Origin of the sequence: Pseudomonas sp. Q1, from assembly GCF_009935975.1 — a bacterium.
GTDB classification, from domain to species: domain Bacteria; phylum Pseudomonadota; class Gammaproteobacteria; order Pseudomonadales; family Pseudomonadaceae; genus Aquipseudomonas; species Aquipseudomonas palleroniana.
The window spans coordinates 196548-211354 of sequence record NZ_QODI01000005.1 but is presented as its reverse complement, the minus strand read 5'-3'; the positions used below and the strand labels follow the sequence as shown (position 1 = coordinate 211354).

13 protein-coding genes are annotated in these 14807 nt (G+C 61.3%); 7 read left to right on the top strand and 6 right to left on the bottom strand.

What is annotated here, in order from left to right; all coding sequences use genetic code 11:
- Positions 1-18: 18 nt before the first annotated feature.
- Complete coding sequence (locus tag DK870_RS10075) at positions 19-2289, bottom strand: hypothetical protein (protein ID WP_161548579.1); 2271 nt, start codon at positions 2287-2289, stop codon at positions 19-21.
- A gap of 74 nt (positions 2290-2363) precedes the next feature.
- Positions 2364-3905: a PLP-dependent aminotransferase family protein gene (locus tag DK870_RS10070; RefSeq protein ID WP_161548578.1), complete on the bottom strand. Its 1542-nt coding sequence runs from the start codon at positions 3903-3905 to the stop codon at positions 2364-2366.
- 87 nt (positions 3906-3992) lie between these two features.
- Between DK870_RS10070 and DK870_RS10065 the strand changes: the two genes are divergently transcribed.
- The 3 genes from DK870_RS10065 to DK870_RS10055 are packed head-to-tail and all read left to right on the top strand — an operon-like array spanning position 3993 to position 5756.
- Positions 3993-4631: an FMN-binding negative transcriptional regulator gene (locus tag DK870_RS10065; protein ID WP_161548577.1), complete on the top strand. Its 639-nt coding sequence runs from the start codon at positions 3993-3995 to the stop codon at positions 4629-4631.
- Entirely contained in the window at positions 4628-5074 is a 447-nt protein-coding gene (locus DK870_RS10060) for a GNAT family N-acetyltransferase (RefSeq protein ID WP_161548576.1), read from the top strand. The genes DK870_RS10065 and DK870_RS10060 overlap by 4 nt, the downstream gene beginning before the upstream one ends.
- Positions 5075-5084: 10 nt before the next feature.
- Positions 5085-5756 (top strand): GNAT family N-acetyltransferase, encoded by a 672-nt coding sequence (locus DK870_RS10055; protein ID WP_161548575.1) that lies wholly within the window; start codon positions 5085-5087, stop codon positions 5754-5756.
- A gap of 72 nt (positions 5757-5828) precedes the next feature.
- Here the strand turns inward: DK870_RS10055 and DK870_RS10050 are convergent, their stop codons facing one another.
- Positions 5829-6725 (bottom strand): homocysteine S-methyltransferase family protein, encoded by an 897-nt coding sequence (locus tag DK870_RS10050; RefSeq protein WP_161548574.1) that lies wholly within the window; start codon positions 6723-6725, stop codon positions 5829-5831.
- Positions 6726-6837: 112 nt separating this feature from the next.
- Here DK870_RS10050 and DK870_RS10045 point away from each other — a divergent pair, with 112 nt between their 5' ends.
- The 3 genes from DK870_RS10045 (at position 6838) to DK870_RS10035 (ending at position 9925) form a co-directional block, all read left to right on the top strand.
- Positions 6838-7659 carry an ABC transporter substrate-binding protein gene (locus DK870_RS10045; protein WP_161548573.1) on the top strand — a complete coding sequence of 274 codons (822 nt, stop codon included), beginning with the start codon at positions 6838-6840 and terminating at the stop codon, positions 7657-7659.
- Between the two features lie 32 nt (positions 7660-7691).
- Positions 7692-8459, top strand: coding sequence for an amino acid ABC transporter permease (locus tag DK870_RS10040; RefSeq protein ID WP_161548620.1), 768 nt, complete (start codon positions 7692-7694; stop codon positions 8457-8459).
- A 155-nt stretch (positions 8460-8614) separates the two neighbouring features.
- Positions 8615-9925 carry an autotransporter domain-containing protein gene (locus tag DK870_RS10035; RefSeq protein ID WP_161548571.1) on the top strand — a complete coding sequence of 437 codons (1311 nt, stop codon included), beginning with the start codon at positions 8615-8617 and terminating at the stop codon, positions 9923-9925.
- A gap of 81 nt (positions 9926-10006) precedes the next feature.
- Here DK870_RS10035 and oadA read toward each other — a convergent pair whose 3' ends face one another.
- On the bottom strand, positions 10007-11815 hold the full coding sequence (oadA, locus tag DK870_RS10030; RefSeq protein ID WP_060756622.1) for a sodium-extruding oxaloacetate decarboxylase subunit alpha: 1809 nt from the start codon (positions 11813-11815) through the stop codon (positions 10007-10009).
- Between the two features lie 11 nt (positions 11816-11826).
- Positions 11827-13242 carry an acetyl-CoA carboxylase biotin carboxylase subunit gene (locus DK870_RS10025; protein WP_060756621.1) on the bottom strand — a complete coding sequence of 472 codons (1416 nt, stop codon included), beginning with the start codon at positions 13240-13242 and terminating at the stop codon, positions 11827-11829.
- 195 nt (positions 13243-13437) lie between these two features.
- Here DK870_RS10025 and DK870_RS10020 point away from each other — a divergent pair, with 195 nt between their 5' ends.
- The gene (locus tag DK870_RS10020) at positions 13438-14412 is read left to right on the top strand and encodes a LysR family transcriptional regulator (RefSeq protein WP_060756620.1); all 975 of its coding nucleotides are present in this window, start codon (positions 13438-13440) and stop codon (positions 14410-14412) included.
- On the opposite strand, the gene DK870_RS10015 is transcribed toward DK870_RS10020, so the two are convergent.
- Positions 14342-14539 carry a PA3496 family putative envelope integrity protein gene (locus DK870_RS10015; RefSeq protein WP_081087085.1) on the bottom strand — a complete coding sequence of 66 codons (198 nt, stop codon included), beginning with the start codon at positions 14537-14539 and terminating at the stop codon, positions 14342-14344. The two genes, DK870_RS10020 and DK870_RS10015, sit on opposite strands and share 71 nt — an antisense overlap.
- Between the last annotated feature and the right edge of the window lie 268 nt (positions 14540-14807).

Here is a 14807-nt window from a genome sequence, read left to right as displayed (position 1 = left end):
CGCTCGCTCCGGTGCGTGTTACTTCACATCCAGAAAAATGCGCCGCCCGGAGGGCGTGCCGATCGGCCCACGGTAGACCTGCGAGTGGCGCCCGGCGCTGCGTTCGGCCTGTTCAAAGACGCGGCCCATTCTGCGCTGCTCGGCTAACTTCAGGTGCGCCTTGGAGGGCTGGTCTGGCGGTGTGTGCAGCAAGGGGTAATGAAAGTGCGCGTACCACAGGGGCCGATAGCCGCCCATCACGTCCAGTACTTCGTATTCCTGCAGATAGTCCACCGTGCCGTCGATGGTTTCCGGCACCCGGCCATTGATCCGGCGGATACAAATCGCACGTTGCCCCAGCAGGTATTCCACATCGCCAACGGTTGGGGTCTGGCTGGTGCGGATCATATCGATACGCAGGCGATGTCCTTTGTTGCGCAACTGAAGGGCAGTGACCCGCAATTGGCTGATCAAGGCAACGCAGTCCTCATTGCTGCGGCTTTGGGTGAATTGCGCAAGCACGCGGGCAGCGTCGTCCAACCCCCGCGCCAGTTGCTCGAACTGCTCCTCTGCGGCAACCGGTGGCGTGCCGGGGCGCAGGGTTTCGGCCCCCGCCTGGTTGGCCCGGGCCAGTGAGGCTTGGCCTGCATCGAATGCTTTACGCCCACGCACACTCAGCCCTCGCACATCACGCTTGAGCCGCGGCACCCGGCGGATGTCCCACTGACCTTGGTCATTACGGCTGATGTCGGGCCCCAGGGTTGCGGGTTTTTGCGGCCGATCGACCACCTGGTAGACCGGGCTGTTGATATTAAAGACAGGGCTGATGCGAATGTGCGACAGCACGTAGAAGTGGTTCTCGTCCTTGTTGTAGACGAGCCCGTTATCGAAGAGGTGCAGACCTTTATGGACCCCCTCATGAATCATCTCGCCTACCTTTGACGGGTGTGCTATCGCCGCCAATTGATGCTGCTGGACTGCCGAAAGCACCTGCCGTGCCCCCGCCCACGCGGCATCCAGCCGCTTGACGCGCGGGTGTGGCGACGCAGGTTCCTGGCCTTGTGGCCTGGCGGGATAAACCAGCAGCAGGGCCACCTGCCGCATCCAGCGAACGCCGTCGCGCCAGGGTACTTGAGCATTTTGCGTAACCTGCGTCTTGAAGGGGCTTGCGAGCAGCATCTTGCGGGTCAAGAACATTTCAGCGAAAGGCTGGGACAACACCGCGCCAGATGCAGGGGCAGTCATCACTTGTTGGAAGACCTGTGCCAACCACGGCCGAAACACCAACCAGGGGCCGACCTCATCGCTCCCAGCACCGATCAGGTAGCCTGACTCATCCGCCAACCGCCTGAACACCATCGGCTCGCCCTGCACGTGACGATGGGTCGCGTAAGTTCTCACGGCTGCGCGAAGCCGGTAATAACCCTCGAGCGTAACCCCCGCCAGACCTTGAAGACTGTATTCCAACGCCACCTTGCACAGGTCCATGGCCATTTCCCGAGCGAAGCAGGCTTGGTGCGCGGCGTCGTCCTCCGGCAGGTCGTCGAGCTGGGTGCGGACGCAATATTTCTGATAGGCCCAGGCGGCTCTCACCAACAGCCTGCTGTAAGCCAATCGCCCCGTGCGCGAGGCTTCTTTCAGCCAGGACGGTAACGATTCACGCAGCCCCTGCGGCTCGGGGTCCTGCTCGAAGAAATCACGGAACCGGGTCGCCCAGGCCAGTTGTCGATCCAGAGGCTCAAGGCGCGGGCTTTCACTGAGGTCAATCGCATCGATACGTTGCAACGCCGCTTCCAGCCCACACAGCGCCCAGCCCTCGAAGACGTCATGCTCAAGCCGCTCAGCGTCTACCAACACCTCGGCCTGCTGAGCAGACGTAAAAACCTCAAGGCCATGTCTCACGGAGTAGATCAGCGTTGTACCGGCCCCCACGATCGCCAATGCGAGGTCGTTGTGCCGTTGAACGCCATAGACCTCAATCGTGGAGGTTCGCTCGCCGCTGTCGGGAAACGCGAGCACAGCCTGGAGCAGCCTGCGGATGACGGGATCTGCCTGCTTGCGCAGAACCTTACGCAGCCGCTGTGCAAGCATCTGCGCTAACTCGCGCCAGCGAGTTTCCGAAGCCGGGCCGGGCGCGCAGAAGAACTCGATCAACTGCTCGGCGTAATACTCAAGCACCGCCTCCGGGTCGGCCTCGAGCTGGGCCTGAGTAATGCCTAACGTGCCAAGGGTGGGGCGTAAAGCGAACAACTGGCTGGTGCGCAACTGCAGCGCATCGACAACGGGGGGTGGGGAAAGTGGGTCGGGCATGATCGTCTACCTAGAGCAAAGACACAGGAAGCCCTCACGGTATTGGCCTCTTCACCAGGCCAGACGGTAGTTAATTACCCGGCCTGCCATGCGGCGTGCAGACGCTTGAGCGCGAGTGCAATTTCCACCTCCGGCACGGCGGCAAACCCCATCACCAGGCCAGCGCGCTGGTCAGCCGGCATGCTTGATTGGGGCAGCCAGTAACTGCTCAGACCGTTGACTTCCACCCCCACCTCACGGGCCTGGGCGAGCAGTTGCTGTTCGCGCGCCAATGTCTCCACCCGCACGGTCAGGTGCAGCCCAGCGGCCACGCTGGGCAGTTCGCCGATACCCGCCAACCCGCCCGGCCAACCCGCGAGCAACGCGTTGCGCCGGCTCAAGGCAGCTCGGCGCATACGGCGGATATGCCGCTGGAAGTGCCCGGCCGCCATGAATTCGGCCATCACCGCCTGGGTGCTGACTTCCGAGTGCCGCATGTCGACGGCACGGCGCCGGGAGAAGGCGTCCACCAGCCCCGGCGGTAATACCAGATAACCCAGGCGCAAGGCCGGGAACGCTACTTTGCCGAACGTGCCGACATACAGCACCCGCCCACTGCGAGCCAGTGCCGCCAAGGGCGACAAGGGCGCGCCGCTGTAGCGGTACTCGCCATCGTAGTCGTCCTCGACGATCCAGCCGCCCGTACGCTCGGCCCAGGCCAGCAGTTCCAGGCGTCGGGCCAGGCTCATCACCACACCCAGCGGGTATTGATGGGAAGGCGTGACATAAGCCACGCGGCAATCGGCAAGGGTATTGAGTACCTGGCAGTCGATACCCTCGTTGTCCACCGGTACTCCGTGCAATCGCCCACCGGCCAGGGCGAACGCATGGCCGGCAGCACGATAACCGGGGTTTTCCACTGCCACTGCATCGCCAGGCTCCACCAGCAACTGTGCACAAAGGCTGATTGCCTGCTGCGCGCCGCTGGTGATCACTATTTGTTCAGCCGTGCATTGCAAGCCACGTGAGCTGCGCAGGTAAGCAGCAATCAACCCGCGCAAGCGAGCATCGCCAGCCGGGTCCCCGTAACAGAGTTGCTCCAGATCCGGCTTGCGCCAGAACGCCCCATTCAGCTTGGCCCACACCTCGAACGGGAACAGATCGAACGCCGGTACGCCCACGCGAAATGCCCGTGGCGGACCCGATGGAGGCTGAGACAAGTGGTTGGTTTTTATCCGCGCAACACCGGCACTGTGGATAACTTCGTCATCCAGATCCTCCGGCAAATTCGCCGCATTTGTGGATAAGGCTGGGGATAAGCCTGTTGAAAACCCTGTGGACAGTTTTGTGGATAGTTTTTTTGCCGTGGGCAGTTGAGCTACATAGGTGCCATCACCGACCCGACTTTCGATAAAGCCCTCGGCGTAGAGCTGGTCGTAAGCGCGCACCACGCTGTTGCGCGAAATCGACAACGCCGCCGCCAAATCACGGCTAGCCGGCAAGCGCGTGCCGCTGACCAGCCGCCCGTCCAGCACCCGATGGCGCAAGGCGTCATACAGCTGGCGAGTCAGACCTTGGCAGCGATCCAGCTCGATTCCGGCGGGGTTGAATGACATCGGCGGCAAAACAGGCGGCATATTGGACCTATGAAATTGACCCTAGATGGCTCTTACAACGAACCAATAGCCTGCCTAGGATGCAGGCATTCGCCAAGGAAAATCTCCATGTACACACCGCGTGCCTTTGCCCTCGATGATTTGCCCGAAATCCAGCAACTGATCCAGCACACCCGCCTGGCGCAGTTGGTGACCTTTGGCGAGCAGGGCCTGCAAGCCAGCCACCTGCCGCTGTTGCTCAACCCCGATGAAGGCCCCAACGGTACGCTCTATGGGCACCTGGCCAAGGCCAACCCACAGTGGCAAGAGCTGCAAAATGGCAGCGACGCCCTGGTGATCTTTGCCGGCGCCGAAGCCTACATCAGCCCGGCGTTTTATCCGGCCAAGGCCGAGCACGGCAAAGTGGTGCCCACCTGGAACTACATCGCCGTGCACGCTTACGGCAAGGCCGAGGTGTTCACCGATGCCGCAAGCTTGCTCAAGCTGGTCAGTGCCCTCACCGACCGTCATGAAGGCAATCGCAGCCAACCGTGGAAAGTCAGCGATGCCCCGGCCGACTACATCGACGGCATGCTCAGGGCCATCGTCGGCTTCGCCCTGCCGATCGACCGCCTGATCGGCAAGCGCAAACTCAGCCAGAACCGCAGCGCGGCCGACGTTGCCGGCGTTCGCGAAGGCCTGGCCGCAAGCCCGGACGTGCGTGACCAGACCCTCGCGCGCTTTATTCCCCAAGGAGTTTCAGAATGAAACCGACCGACATCCGCCAGGTGACTGCTGCCGACCACGCCGCCTGGCTGCCGTTGTGGCAAGCGTATTTGAAGTTCTACAACACGGAACTGCCGGACGCGGTGAGCCAAAGCACCTGGCAGCGTTTGCTCGACGCCAATGAGCCGACCCATTCGGCGCTGGCCTGGCAGGACGGCAAGGCGGTGGGCATGGTCAACTTCATCTACCACCGCTCCAACTGGAGCATTGAAAATTCCTGCTACCTGCAGGACTTGCTGGTGGACCCCGCTCAACGCGGCACCGGCGTCGGTCGCCAGTTGATCGAATTCGTCTACACCACCGCCAAGGCTGATGGTTGCTGCAAGGTCCATTGGCTGACCCACGAAACCAACGCCACGGCGATCCAGCTGTATGAACGCATCGCCGAACGCCCGGGTTTCATTCAATTTCGCAAAGGTCTTTAAGGAGCGCAGCATGTCCATTTCCCCCGCCGACTGGAAAGGCGTCCCGGCGCCTACCGTGCAACAGCTTGAAGGACGCTTTATACGCCTGGAAAAACTCGACCCGGCGCGCCATGCCGACGATCTGTTCCAAGCGCTTCAAGGCCCCGGTGCCGACCCGAAATTGTGGGACTACCTGCCTTACGGCCCTTTCCCTGAGCGCAGCGCCTTCAATGACTGGTTGAATAATCACGCAGCTCACAGCGACCCGTATTTTTTCAGCGTGATCGACCGCGCCAGCGGTCAGGTCCAAGGCATCCTCAGCCTGATGTCCATTGTCCCGGCCCAAGGCCGTATCGAGATCGGCCACGTCACCTTCGGGGCGCCGATGCAGCGCTCACCGAAAAGCACCGAAGCGGTATACCTGCTGGCCAGGTATGCCTTCGAACAGGGCTACCGCCGCCTGGAATGGAAGTGCAACAACGCCAACGCCCGCTCCAAATACGCGGCCGAGCGCCTGGGGTTCAGCTTTGAAGGCGTATTCCGCCAGCACATGGTGGTCAAGGGGCAGAACCGGGACACCGCGTGGTATTCCATCATCGACGCGGAGTGGGCGGCAATTGGCGCAGGCTTTGAGGCATGGTTATCAGAAGCCAATCAGACGGGATCGGGCCAGTTGAAAACCCTGGCGCAGTGCCGGGCCTGACCTTTCCGGACGATGCATGATGCCTGTGGCAGGGAACGGGTTCCCTGCCACATTTGCAATAGCACCGGCCAACTACCCCAGCTTCTGGGCCAGCACCGCAATATGCTCAGGCCCGATCCCGCAGCAACCGCCCAGATGGCTGGCACCGCGCGCCTGCCAATCAGCGGCCCAGTGCAGGTAGCCGGGTGGGTCGAGGTCGTCACGCAACGGGTCGAGGCCATCGTTGGCCGTGGCTTCCTTGGGCTGCGGAGGGAAGGCATTGGCGTAGGCACCGATCTGGATCGCTACGCCCAGTCGCTCAAAGGTCTGGCGCGCAGCATCAATCGCCGCGCCGATCACTTCCGGCTGGCTGCAGTTGAACAGCAGCACCTGCACGCCCAACTGCGCAGCCGCCTCGGCCGCGTCCGCCACCGGCTCGCCGGAGCGCAGCCGTGGTACTTCGTCGGTGTCTTCGTCCTTCAGGGTAAACGACAGCCAGAACGGCTTGCCATCCTGAGGCAGACCGGCCTTGATCGCCCGCGCTTCGACAATCGAGCTTTGGGTTTCCGCCAGCCACAGGTCAACGTGAGGCGCCAGGCCTTGCACCAGCGGTGTGAGTAACTCGGATACACGCTGCGCTTCAAATAAATCCGGGCGATATGAGCCAAACAACGGCGGCAACGAACCGGCCACCCGTACATTTTTACCCGAGGCGGTTACCGCCCGCCGCGCCAACTCACCCGCCAAGGCCGCCAGGGCCTGGCCTTGCGCCGCAAACTGCTGCTCACCAATATGAAACGGCACCACCGCATAGCTATTGCTGGTGATCACGTTCGCGCCACTGTCGATATAAGCCGCATGCACCGCCTCCACCGCCTGCGGCGCCTCGCTCAACGCCAAAGCCGACCACTCCGGCTGACGGAACGGCGCGCCACGGCGTTGCAGTTCACGGCCCATGCCGCCATCGAGAATCACTGTTTCTGCGCCCATATGTTTTTTACTCATAAGCTTATGAAAATAACTCACTATGAGAGTCGTTTTTATAACTATTTAATACACTCAGTTTGGTGCATAACAACTCTTTTTTCTAAAGGTGTCATTCGTGAAACTTAAACCCCTGTTGGCCTTGGGCCTGATGACACTCGTTGCTTCCACTCAAGCCTTCGGTGGTGCCACGCTGGATCGCATCGAGCAGAAAAAAGAGCTGGTGGGCGTGCTGATGGAAAGTTACCCGCCATTTTCGTTCCTCAACGACCAGAACCAGCTGAGTGGCTTCGACGTTGACGTGGCAAAGGCTGTGGCGCAGAAATTGGGCGTGAAGCTGCGCCTGGAGACGCCCTCATGGGACGTGATCGCCGCCGGCCGCTGGAGCGGGCGCTACGACATTTGCATCTGCTCGATGACCCCGAGCAAAGCCCGCGCCGAAGTGTTTGATTTCCCGGTGGAGTACTACGCCTCGCCGGCGGTGATCGTGGTCAATGCCAAGGACGAGCGCATCCACACGGCCAAGGACCTGAGCGGCAAGAAAGTCGGCCTTACCAGCGCCTCCAGTTACGAAAGCTACCTGAACAAGAACCTGGTGATCGAAGGCGCCGAAGACACGCCATTGCAGTACCCGTTCGAGGACGTGCAGATCGCCCCGTACGACACCGACAATGTCGCCTTCCAGGACCTCGGCCTGGGTGCCGGCGTGCGCCTGGATGCCATCCTCACCAACCTGGTTACCGCCCAGCCGCGCCTGACCGAAGACAAGCGCTTCAAGCTGGCCGGCGAGCCGCTGTACTCGGAGCCCAACTCGGTCGCCATCGAGAAAGGCGACGCGGCGTGGGACAGCAAGGTGCGTGAGGTCTTTGCCCAGCTCAAACAGGACGGCACCTTGAGCGCGCTGTCGCAAAAATGGATTGGCGCCGATATCAGCCGATGACACCGTCCAGCCCCCCCTTGCTGCAGCGCCTGCTGGGCTTTCGCACACGGCTGTACCTCACTTGGGCGGCGCTGTTCGCCCTGTTTGCCAGCTTCTTCCTGAGTTTTGACCTGAAATTCTCGATCATCCTCGACAAGTTGCCCAACCTGGTCGGCCTGCACTTGGCGCCCAACGGCTTCCTGCAAGGCGCCGCGCTGACGCTCTTCTTGTGCCTGTGCTCAATGCTGGCGTCATCGGTGTTGGGCTTTATCACCGCTCTGGGGCGCCTGTCGAAAAGTGCCGTGGCGTTCGGCATTGCCAGTTTTTACGCCTCGTTTTTTCGCGGTACGCCGCTGCTTATCCAGATCCTGCTGATCTACCTGGGCCTGCCACAACTGGGCCTGGTGCCGGGCGCGATCGTAGCCGGCATCATCGCGCTGTCGCTGAACTATGGCGCCTACCTGAGCGAGATTTTCCGCGCCGGTATCCTGGGCGTGCCACATGGCCAACGCGAAGCCGCCCTGGCCCTGGGCATGCGCGACAGTGCGATCTTCTGGCACGTCACCCTGCCCCAGGCCATGCGCACCATTGTTCCGCCCGCCACCAACCAGTTCATCTCCATGCTCAAGGACTCGTCCCTGATCTCGGTGATGGGCGTGTGGGAGGTAATGTTCCTCGCGCAGTCCTACGGCCGTTCAAGCTATCGCTATATCGAGATGCTCACCACGGCGGCGATCATCTACTGGGTGATGTCGCTGGCGCTGGAACTGATCCAGGCCCGTATGGAGCGGCACTACGGTAAGGGTTATGCCAAGCGATGAAAGCCAAAAGGGACACCGCGGCCTGCCGCCTGGGCGCAATTTTAATCGCAGCAGACTAGAGACATCTCCCGCAAACGAGGGGTCGCCGGCCTGACAGTTATCCCTTCTGCCCCCCGCTAAATTCCACCGCCTCATACATGAAGAGGTGGGTTTAGATGACGTTTATACACAAGCAATTTGCACTCGCTATCTCCCTGCTGCTGGGAGCCACCAGCGCTCACTGCGCTCAGGCACGTGGCGATATGGAGCCTGACAGCGAGTGGTTTGCGCCAGTCGCGCAGAGCAGCGAAAAAGCGCACGTCGGCCCGGTGGAGCCTGCGCCTGAAGAGTTTTATTTTGCCGACCATGCCGGCAGCCGTAACGGCCTGAGCGTCGCCCGCGTGCTGGACTCCGCAGTCGACGCACTGCTGGCATCGGACACATTGAGCGAATGGGAAAAGCATCAACTTGAAGAGTACGGCCATTACCTGGGCAGCCTGGCACCGGGCCGGTTAGCCGCCACGCTTGAACAATTGGCCGGCAGCCAGAACGCCAATCTGGGCACCGCGACTCAAAACAGCCTGCAGCCCCTGACCGCCAACCTGTTGTCGGCAATACGTCAGTTGGATAATGACACCCGCGAGACGGGGCGCTTTTGGCTCCAGGGCCTGGGAAGCGGCGGCCGGCTCAATGCCCAACACGGTAGCGCCGGCTTGAGTCAAAGCACCCAAGGCGTGCTGCTGGGTGCCGACTGGTCACTGGACCACGCATGGCGGATCGGTGTAGTGGGTGGCAAATCGGACAGCGACCTGAGCACCAAGGGGTTCCAGGGTGAGTTGGACAGTTGGCACCTGGGTGGATACGCCGTGCGCCGAGACGGCCCGTTCGCATTGCGCCTGGGCGCGCTCTACAGCCGGCATACCGGGCAAAACAAACGCACGGTCGATTTTGACTTCGTCGGCTACCGCGAGTCCCTCACCGGCAAGTACACCGCTCAGAGCCAAAACGCTTTCGCAGAGCTTGGCTATCAACTGGACACTGGCGGCCTACGTGCCGAGCCCTTCGCCGGCATCGGTTTACAGCGCTACCAACGTGAGCGCTTCCAGGAAAAAGGCGGCTATAGCGCGTTGAACGTTGGTACACAGACCCAGCAAAACCTCAGTAGCACCGTCGGCCTGCGCTTGAGCCATGACTTTGCACTGGGTAACCGCATCGCCCTCAAACCGCACCTGAGCACCCACTGGAAACATCTGTATGGCAACGTCGACAGCCGCGTGCGCCAGTCCTTCGCCCAGGAAAAACGCGAGGATTTCAACAGTGAATTCACCATCGTCGGCACCTCCCTGGACCGTGACAGCCTGGCATTGCGCACCGGCGTGGACATGGCCCTGTCGGCCGAACATAGCGTAGGCCTGGCCTATACCGCCGAGGTCGGCAGCCACAGTCGCAACCACGCGTTGATGGGGCAGTGGGCGATGACGTTCTAAGGCCGGACCGCCCGAGCGCCAGGCAAAAAAAAGGGGGCACATGCCCCCCGAGGTTTAAGCGGTAGTGTCGAAGGCTGTGGATCAGCCTTCGATTTCGATCAGGATTTCACCCGGGTTGACCCGGTCGCCCTTGGCCACATGCACCGCAGTGACCTTACCGGCAATGGCGGCCTGTACTTCGGTTTCCATCTTCATGGCCTCGGTGATCAGCACGGCCTGGCCGGCCTTGACCACGTCGCCTTCCTTGACCAGCACATCGACGATATTGCCCGGCATTGCCGTGCTCACATGACCCGGCGCGCTGGCGTGCTTGCGCTTGCTGCCGCCGCTGCTGACAAACTCGTTGAGCGGTTCGAACACCACCTCTTCCGGCATGCCATCAATGGACAGGTAGAAATGCCGTTTGCCTTCAGCCTTCACACCGACACCGGTGATATCCACGCGGTAGCTTTCGCCGTGCACGTCGATGACGAACTCGGTCGGTACACCTTCGCCCCCGGCGCGGGCCACGCCGCCGGCTTCTGGGATCGGCAACAGGACTTCCGGCGCCAGGGTGCCGGCCTCACGTTCTTCGAGGAACTTGCGGCCGATGTCCGGGAACATGGCGTAGGTCAGCACGTCTTCTTCGGACTTGGCCAACGCGCCGATCTCGCCACGCAGCTTGGTCATTTCCGGCTTGAGCAGGTCGGCCGGGCGCACGTCTATCACGTCTTCACTGCCGATGGCCTGGCGACGCAATTTCTCGTTCACCGTGCCTGGCGCCTTGCCGTAGCCACCCTGCAGGTACAGCTTCACTTCGTTGGTGATGGTCTTGTAGCGTTCACCGGCCAACACGTTGAAGAACGCCTGGGTGCCGACGATCTGCGAGGTCGGCGTGACCAGCGGCGGGAAACCGAGGTCTTCGCGCACACGCGGGATTTCAGCCAGTACTTCGCCCATGCGGTTGAGGGCGCCCTGCTCCTTCAACTGGTTGGCCAGGTTGGAAATCATCCCGCCCGGTACCTGGTTGACTTGCACGCGGGTGTCGACCGCGGTGAATTCGCTTTCGAACTGGTGGTACTTCTTGCGCACGGCGTAGAAGTACAGACCGATTTCCTGCAGCAGCTCCAGGTCGAGGCCGGTGTCGAACTCGCTGCCTTTAAGGGCCGCGACCATCGATTCGGTGCCCGGATGGCTGGTGCCCCAGGCGAAGCTGGAAATCGCGGTATCGATATGATCGGCGCCGTTTTCAATGGCCTTGAGTTGGCACATCGCGGCCAGGCCGGCGGTGTCGTGAGAGTGAATGAACACCGGCAGGCTCTGCTCGGCTTTCAAGGCCTTGACCAGTTCGCCGGTGGCATACGGGGTCAGCAGGCCAGCCATGTCTTTGATCGCGACCGAGTCGCAACCCATGGACTCCATCTGCTTGGCCTGGGCCACAAACGCGTCGATGGTGTGCACGGGGCTGGTGGTGTAGGCGATCGTGCCTTGGGCATGTTTGCCGGCGGCTTTCACCGCTTCGATGGCCACGCGCAGGTTACGCACATCGTTCATCGCGTCGAAGATGCGGAACACGTCGATGCCATTCACGGCGGCCTTGGCGACAAACGCTTTGACCACGTCGTCGCTGTAGTGGCGGTAGCCCAGCAGGTTCTGGCCACGCAGCAGCATTTGCAGGCGGGTATTAGGTAACGCGGCGCGCAGTTTGCGCAGGCGCTCCCACGGGTCTTCTTTCAGGAAACGCACGCAAGCGTCAAAGGTCGCGCCGCCCCAGACTTCCAGGGACCAGTAGCCGACTTTGTCGAGCTTGTCGCAGATCGGCAGCATGTCATCGGTACGCATGCGGGTCGCGAGCAGCGATTGGTGAGCGTCGCGCAGGATGGTGTCGGTTACGAAAATCTTCTTGGTCATTGTTGTATTCCTCACAGGCCTGCGTGGGCGGCGATGGCGGCGGCGATGGCCAGGGCCAGCTCTTCGGGTTTGCGCTTGATCGAGTAGTTGGTCAGCTCAGGGTGGCTTTCCACAAAGCTTGTATTGAACTGGCCGCTGCGGAATTCCGGGTTGCGCAGGATTTCCTGGTAGTAGGCGGCGGTGGTCTTCACACCTTGCAGGCGCATGTCGTCCAGGGCACGCAGGCCACGGTCCATGGCTTCTTCCCAGGTCAATGCCCACACCACCAGTTTCAGGCACATGGAGTCGTAGAACGGCGGAATGGTGTAGCCGGTGTAGATCGCCGTGTCGGTGCGCACGCCGGGACCGCCGGGCGCGTAGTAACGGGTGATCTTGCCGAAGCTGGGCAGGAAGTTGTTCTTCGGGTCTTCGGCGTTGATACGGAACTGCAACGCGAAACCGCGGTGATGGATGTCTTCCTGTTTCACCGACAGCGGCAGGCCCGAGGCGATGCGGATCTGCTCACGGACAATATCGATCCCGGTGATTTCTTCGGTGATGGTGTGTTCCACCTGCACCCGGGTATTCATCTCCATGAAGTACACCTCGCCCTCGGCGAGCAGGAACTCCACGGTACCGGCGTTCTCGTAGCCCACCGCCTTGGCTGCACGCACCGACAGGTCGCCGATGTAGGCGCGCTGTTCGGGTGTCAGCTGCGGGCTGGGGGCGATTTCGATGAGCTTCTGGTTACGGCGCTGGATCGAGCAATCGCGCTCGAACAGATGCACCACGTTGCCGAAGCTGTCACCGAGGATCTGCGCCTCGATGTGCTTGGGGTTGACGATGCATTTTTCCAGGAACACTTCCGCCGAACCGAATGCCTTGGTGGCTTCGGAGATGACGCGCGGGAAGGCTTGTTCGAGTTCTTCGCGGCTGTTGCAGCGACGGATACCGCGACCGCCACCACCGGAAGTGGCCTTGAGCATCACCGGGTAACCAATGCGATCACCTTCGGTAAGGGCTTCATGGATATCGGCGACGTTGCCTTCGGTGCCGGGAGTGACCGGCACACCGGCCTTGATCATGCTGCGGCGCGCTTCGGTCTTGTCGCCCATGCGGCGGATGACCTCGGCCGATGGGCCAATGAACTTGATCCCACGTTCGGCGCAGATGTCTGCCAGCTCGGCGTTTTCCGAAAGGAAACCATAGCCCGGGTGCAACGCATCACAGCCGGTTTCCACCGCCAGGTTCACCAGCTTGCGCGGGTTCAGGTAACCGGCCAGAGGCTCGGCGCCAATGCTGTGGGCTTCGTCGGCACGCTTGACGTGCAGCGCATGACGGTCGGCATCGGAAAACACCGCAACCGAGCGAATCCCCATCTCGGCGCAGGCTCGCACGATGCGTACGGCGATTTCACCACGGTTGGCGATCAGGATCTTTTTTATCACTTGGAAATTCCCTTGAGCCGATTGCTGCGTTCTTCGACCCGCTAGACCCGGGTCGACGCGTGACCAAATGTTTCAAGCCAGTCGCGTGACACACACTAAGCCGCTCAAGGAATTAACAAAAATCAATAATTATTGGGTTAGGCATAAGTAAAGACTTATAGTTGGCCGGACAGGCCGCACCAACAGGAATTAAAAATGCGTAAGTCATTGATGCGTATGACATTGCGTCAACTGCAGATTTTCAATGAAGTGTGTGATTTGCGCTCTTACAGCCGCGCCGCCGAGGAAATGTCTCTCACGCAACCGGCGGTCAGCCTGCAAATCCGCCAGCTGGAAGAGCTGATCGGCCAGCCGCTGTTCGATTACGTCGGCAAAAAACTCTACATGACCGAAGCCGCCGAAGCCCTGCAACGGGCCAGTCGCGATATTTTCGGGCGCCTGGAAAACCTCGACATGCAACTGTCGGACATGCAGGGCTCGCTGCAGGGCCAGTTGAAGCTGGCGGTGGAGTCCAGCGCCAAGTATTTCGTGCCGCACCTGTTCGCGGCCTTCAAGCGCCAACACCCCGAAGTGCAATTGCAGCTGACGGTGGTCAACCGCGCCCAGGTGATTCGCAGGCTGTCGGACAACCGCGATGACCTGGTCATCATGTCTATGGTGCCCCAGGACATGGGCCTGGAGTTCCTGCCGTTTCTCAACAACCCGATCGTCGCCGTGGCACCGCTCGACCACCCCTTGAGCCTGCAAGGCCCGCTACGCCTGCAAGACCTGGAACCCTACACGCTGTTACTGCGCGAGCCCGGTTCCGGCACGCGACTGGCCTGCGAGGAATACTTCAAGGAGAAACGCGTGCACTTCACCCAAACGGTGGAAGTCGCGTCGGCCGAAGCCCAGCGCGAATGCGTAAGCGCAGGGTTGGGCGTGGCCTTGCTCACGCGCCACGCCGTCAATATGGAGCTGGCCACCGGCGGGCTCAAGGAGTTGCCGGTGGAGGAGCTGCCGCTGTACCGCAGTTGGTGCCTGGTGCAGGCCAAGGCCAAACGCCTGTCACCGGTGGCGCATGCGTTCCTGGGTTTTATCCGCAGCGAGCGGGTGCAGATCAGCGTGCTGGCTGAGCGCTTCGCTGGGCAGCCACGGGTGCCTGCCAGTGGAGCTCCGGGTAGTCACTGAAGCTCTGGAGCAGTTGACGCTCTTCGCAGCGGTCTTCGATTGCGCGACGGAACGCCATGCGGCGTTGGTCTTCCTGTTGGCGACGGGTCTTGACGGTGCTGTTGCTGTCTTCGTAGTGCCGGGTCATTTGGAGTCTCCCAATGCGAGTACGGGGAGTTCAGGATGGCCTTGGGGGATGACGGGGCGATGACAACCTGATGAAGATTCTCGACACACAGGAACCCAATGTGGGAGGGGGCTTGCTCCCGATAGGCCGCGCAGCGGCCTCAAAAATGGGCCTGTTACGCAGTCCATCGGGAGCAAGCCCCCTCCCACAGGTTATCCGTCGTCGACTCAATCGCTTAACTGACTGGCATCAGGGCTTGCCCCCCTCCCACATTTGAATCTGCATACCG

What these genes read in the sequence shown, in the direction of transcription:
- DK870_RS10075 (WP_161548579.1), bottom strand. Translation starts at nt 2,289, where the DNA reads ATGCCCGACCCACTTTCCCCACCCCCCGTTGTCGATGCGCTGCAGTTG.
- DK870_RS10070 (WP_161548578.1), bottom strand. Translation starts at nt 3,905, where the DNA reads ATGCCGCCTGTTTTGCCGCCGATGTCATTCAACCCCGCCGGAATCGAG.
- DK870_RS10065 (WP_161548577.1), top strand. Translation starts at nt 3,993, where the DNA reads ATGTACACACCGCGTGCCTTTGCCCTCGATGATTTGCCCGAAATCCAG.
- DK870_RS10060 (WP_161548576.1), top strand. Translation starts at nt 4,628, where the DNA reads ATGAAACCGACCGACATCCGCCAGGTGACTGCTGCCGACCACGCCGCC.
- DK870_RS10055 (WP_161548575.1), top strand. Translation starts at nt 5,085, where the DNA reads ATGTCCATTTCCCCCGCCGACTGGAAAGGCGTCCCGGCGCCTACCGTG.
- DK870_RS10050 (WP_161548574.1), bottom strand. Translation starts at nt 6,725, where the DNA reads ATGGGCGCAGAAACAGTGATTCTCGATGGCGGCATGGGCCGTGAACTG.
- DK870_RS10035 (WP_161548571.1), top strand. Translation starts at nt 8,615, where the DNA reads ATGACGTTTATACACAAGCAATTTGCACTCGCTATCTCCCTGCTGCTG.
- oadA (WP_060756622.1), bottom strand. Translation starts at nt 11,815, where the DNA reads ATGACCAAGAAGATTTTCGTAACCGACACCATCCTGCGCGACGCTCAC.
- DK870_RS10020 (WP_060756620.1), top strand. Translation starts at nt 13,438, where the DNA reads ATGCGTAAGTCATTGATGCGTATGACATTGCGTCAACTGCAGATTTTC.
- DK870_RS10015 (WP_081087085.1), bottom strand. Translation starts at nt 14,539, where the DNA reads ATGACCCGGCACTACGAAGACAGCAACAGCACCGTCAAGACCCGTCGC.